The sequence below is a fragment of the Acidimicrobiales bacterium genome (assembly GCA_036399815.1).
Taxonomy (GTDB): Bacteria; Actinomycetota; Acidimicrobiia; order Acidimicrobiales; family DASWMK01; genus DASWMK01.
Window position 1 is genome coordinate 1 of the sequence record DASWMK010000026.1, and the last position, 3539, is coordinate 3539.

Here is a 3539-nt window from a genome sequence, read left to right on the forward strand (position 1 = left end):
CCAGCGACCGGGCGAGGGCGTCGACCGACGGCGGGCGCACGCCCGCGAGGCTACGGCCCGGTCGCCTCCATGGGCACCGACGGCAGGGCCCGCAGCCGGCGGGGCTCGATCACCTTGTCGACGATCCCGTACTCGACCGCGGCCTCGCCCCGCAGGATGTAGTCCCGGTCGATGTCCCTGGCGATCCGGTCGCGAGATCGGCCCGTGTGGCTGGCGAGGATGTCGGTCATCCGCTCGCGCATGTACGCCATCTCGGCGGCGGCCAGCTCGATGTCGACCGACTGGCCCTGGGCCCCCCCGTGGGGCTGGTGGATGAGCACCCGGGCGTTCGGCAGCACGGCCCGCTTCCCCGGCGCGCCGGCGGCGAGGAGCACGGCGGCGGCCGAGGCGGCCTGGCCCATGCACGTCGTGGCCACGTCGACCGAGAGGTGCTGCATGGTGTCGTAGATCGCGAACAGGGCGGTCATGTCGCCGCCAGGGGAGTTGATGTAGAGCTGGACCTCCTTGTCGGAGCTCTCGGCCTCGAGGTGCAGCAGCTGGGCGATGACGAGGCCGGCGACCGTGTCGTCGATGGCCGTCCCGAGGAACACGATGCGCTCGTTGAGCAGCCGGCTGTAGATGTCGTAGGCCCGCTCGCCACGCGAGCTCTGCTCGATGACGGTCGGGACGAGCAGCTGGGACACGGCGGCGCCTCCTGGTAGTCTGCAACTAACTGGTTGCGCATCGTACGTGCAACCGCAGAGTTGCGCAACGGAGGTGGCCGTGGACCACGTCGAGCGGACGGTCGTGCTGGACGCCAGCCCCGAGGACGTGTGGCGGGCGGTGAGCGACGAGGCCGAGCTGGCCGAGTGGTTCGGCGCCGACGTCGCCCTCGACCCCACCCCCGGCGGCCGGGGCCGCTTCGACGAGCCCGGCGGGGCCACCCGCCACGCCGTCGTCGAGGAGGTCGACGAGGGCCGGCGGCTGGTGTGGCGCTGGTGGGGCGACGACGGCGCCGCCCCCTCGCGCGTCGCGCTGACCGTCGAGCGGGTCGACGGCGGCACCCGCCTCACCGTGGTCGAGGCGCCCGTCGTGCCCCGGGCGGCGGCCGGGGAGGGGCTGCGGGCGGCCAGGGCCGCGGCGTGGGACCGCCGCCTGCTCGCCCTCGAGCTGCGCAGCCTGGTGCCGGCCGGCGTGTAGCCGGTGGGCCAGGAGGAGCGGGCCGGCGCGGTGTTCTCCGCGCTGGCCGACCCCACCCGCCGCTCGGTCATGCGGCGGGTGGCCGAGCGGGGCTCGGCGACGGCCACCGAGCTCGCCGCCGAGCTGCCGATCACCCGACAGGCCGTCGCCAAGCACCTGGGCGCCCTGGAGGACGCCGGGCTGGTCGAGGCCACCCGCAGCGGCCGGGAGACGAGGTTCACCCTGACCCCCGACCCGCTGCACGACGCGATGGCGTGGCTGGCCGAGGTCGGCGCCGCCTGGGACCGCCGCCTCGCCCGCCTGCGCCGGCACCTCGGGGGTTGAGCCCGGCCGTACGATGGACGGGTGATCGTGCTGCTCGGCCTGCTCTTCCTCGTCGTGCCGATCGCCGAGCTCGCGGTCATCCTCCAGGTCGCGCACGGGATCGGCGTGCTGAACACGATCGCGGTGCTCGTGCTGGTCAGCGTGGTCGGCGCCTGGCTCGTGAAGCGGGAGGGCGTCGGCGTGCTCCGCCGGCTCCAGCGGTCCGTGGACCGGGGCCAGCTGCCCCACCGCGAGCTGGTCGACGGCGGCCTGATCCTGCTGGCCGGGGCCCTGCTGATCACGCCGGGGTTCCTGAGCGACGTCCTCGGCGTGGTGCTGCTCCTGCCGCCGACCAGGGCCGTCGTGCGCGCCGCGGTGCTCGCCCGCGTCCGGCGGCGGGTCGCCGCGAAGGTCACCGGCCGGTTCGGCCCGGTCATCGACGTCGACGAGCCGCCCGGGCGGCCGCCGCACTGGCGGGAGCTCGGCTGAGGTGACCGTCGAGGTGCGCGACGCCGCCACCGTGATGCTGGTGCGGGACGGCGACGCCGGCCTCGAGGTCTTCATGGTCCGCCGCAACCTGCGGTCGGACTTCGTCGGCGGCGCCCACGTGTTCCCGGGCGGGGCCGTCGACCCGGCCGACCGCCGGGCCGACCTCGGCGCCGTCTGCGCCGGCCGGACCGACGCGCAGGCCTCGGCCGCCCTCGGCGTCCCGTCCGGCGGGCTGGCGTTCTGGGTGGCGGCCGTGCGGGAGTGCTTCGAGGAGGCCGGCGTGCTCCTCGCCTACGACGCCGGCGGGTCGGTCGTCCGCCTCGACGACCCGGCCGTCGAGGACCGCTTCGCCCGCCACCGGGCGGAGGTGACCGCCGGCCGGCGGCGCCTGGTCGAGGTGTGCGAGCAGGAGTCGCTCCGCCTGGCCGTCGACGCCCTCCACTACTTCAGCCACTGGATCACCCCGGTCGGCCCGCCCCGCCGCTACGACACCCGGTTCTTCGTGGCCGCCGCCCCCGAGGCCCAGGTGCCGCTGCACGACGACGCCGAGACGGTGGCCAGCACGTGGATCGCCCCCTCGGAGGCGCTCCGCCGGCACGAGGACGGCGAGTTCGACCTGATCCTGCCGACCATCCGGAACCTGGCCGCGCTGGCGCGGTTCCGGTCGGCCGGCGACCTGCTCGCCGCGGCGGCGGCCATCGACGAGGTGCCCACCATCCAGCCCAGGGTGGTGGTCGAGGAGGGTGGCGGCGTGCGCATCCTGCTCCCCGGCGACCCGGGCTACGCCGACGCCGGCGAGGCCCTGCCCGAGGGGATGCCGCTGCCGGGGAGGACGGCATGAGCGACACCGCCCCCGAGCGCCCGCCGATGGTGCCCGGCGTGGCCAGCGCCATCAGCCCGCTGGTGCGCCGCATCCTCGCCGCCAACCCGGGGCCGATGACCGGCCCGGGCACGAACACCTACCTGGTCGGCATCGACGAGATCGCCGTCATCGACCCAGGCCCGGCCGACGACGGGCACCTCGACGCCATCGCCGGCTGCGGCGGCGACCGCATCCGCTGGATCCTCGTCACCCACACCCACGAGGACCACTCGCCCGGGGTGGCCGGGCTGAAGGAGCGGACGGGGGCCGAGGTGCTGGCGTTCGGGCCGGGCGACGGGCTCGAGGTCGACGGCCGGCTGGCCGACGGCGACGTGATCGAGGCGACCGAGTTCCGGCTGACCTCGCTGCACACGCCCGGCCACGCCTCGAACCACCTGTGCTTCCTGCTCGAGGAGGAGCGCCTGCTGTTCTCGGGCGACCACATCATGCAGGGGTCGACCGTGGTCATCGCCCCGCCGGACGGCGACATGGCCCAGTACCTGGCGTCGCTCGAGCGCCTGCGCACCCTGCGGCTGAAGGGCATCGCGCCCGGCCACGGCCACCTCATCGACGACCCGGTGGCGACGATCGACCGCTACCTGGCCCACCGCCGGGCGAGGGAGGAGGCCATCGCCGCCGCGCTGGCCGAGGCCGGGACGGCGACGATCGACGAGATCGTCGCGAGCGTGTACACCGACGTCCCCAT

General features: G+C 75.4%; 6 protein-coding genes. 5 read left to right on the forward strand and 1 reads right to left on the reverse strand.

Going from position 1 to position 3539, the window contains the following annotated elements; all coding sequences use genetic code 11:
- Positions 1-50 precede the first annotated feature (50 nt).
- A complete protein-coding gene (locus VGB14_01620; protein ID HEX9991604.1) occupies positions 51-683 on the reverse strand; it encodes an ATP-dependent Clp protease proteolytic subunit in 633 nt (210 codons plus the stop codon).
- 73 nt (positions 684-756) lie between these two features.
- On the opposite strand from VGB14_01620, the gene VGB14_01625 reads away from it, so the two are divergent.
- The 5 genes from VGB14_01625 to VGB14_01645 form a co-directional block, all read left to right on the forward strand.
- Entirely contained in the window at positions 757-1179 is a 423-nt protein-coding gene (locus tag VGB14_01625; protein ID HEX9991605.1) for an SRPBCC domain-containing protein, read from the forward strand.
- A gap of 3 nt (positions 1180-1182) precedes the next feature.
- The gene (locus VGB14_01630) at positions 1183-1503 is read left to right on the forward strand and encodes a metalloregulator ArsR/SmtB family transcription factor (GenBank protein HEX9991606.1); all 321 of its coding nucleotides are present in this window, start codon (positions 1183-1185) and stop codon (positions 1501-1503) included.
- A gap of 21 nt (positions 1504-1524) precedes the next feature.
- The gene (locus tag VGB14_01635; protein ID HEX9991607.1) at positions 1525-1971 is read left to right on the forward strand and encodes an FxsA family protein; all 447 of its coding nucleotides are present in this window, start codon (positions 1525-1527) and stop codon (positions 1969-1971) included.
- Position 1972: 1 nt separating this feature from the next.
- Positions 1973-2812, forward strand: coding sequence for an NUDIX domain-containing protein (locus VGB14_01640; protein HEX9991608.1), 840 nt, complete (start codon positions 1973-1975; stop codon positions 2810-2812).
- The coding region (locus tag VGB14_01645; GenBank protein ID HEX9991609.1) for an MBL fold metallo-hydrolase at positions 2809-3539 on the forward strand (731 nt) is incomplete at its 3' end. The genes VGB14_01640 and VGB14_01645, both read left to right, overlap by 4 nt.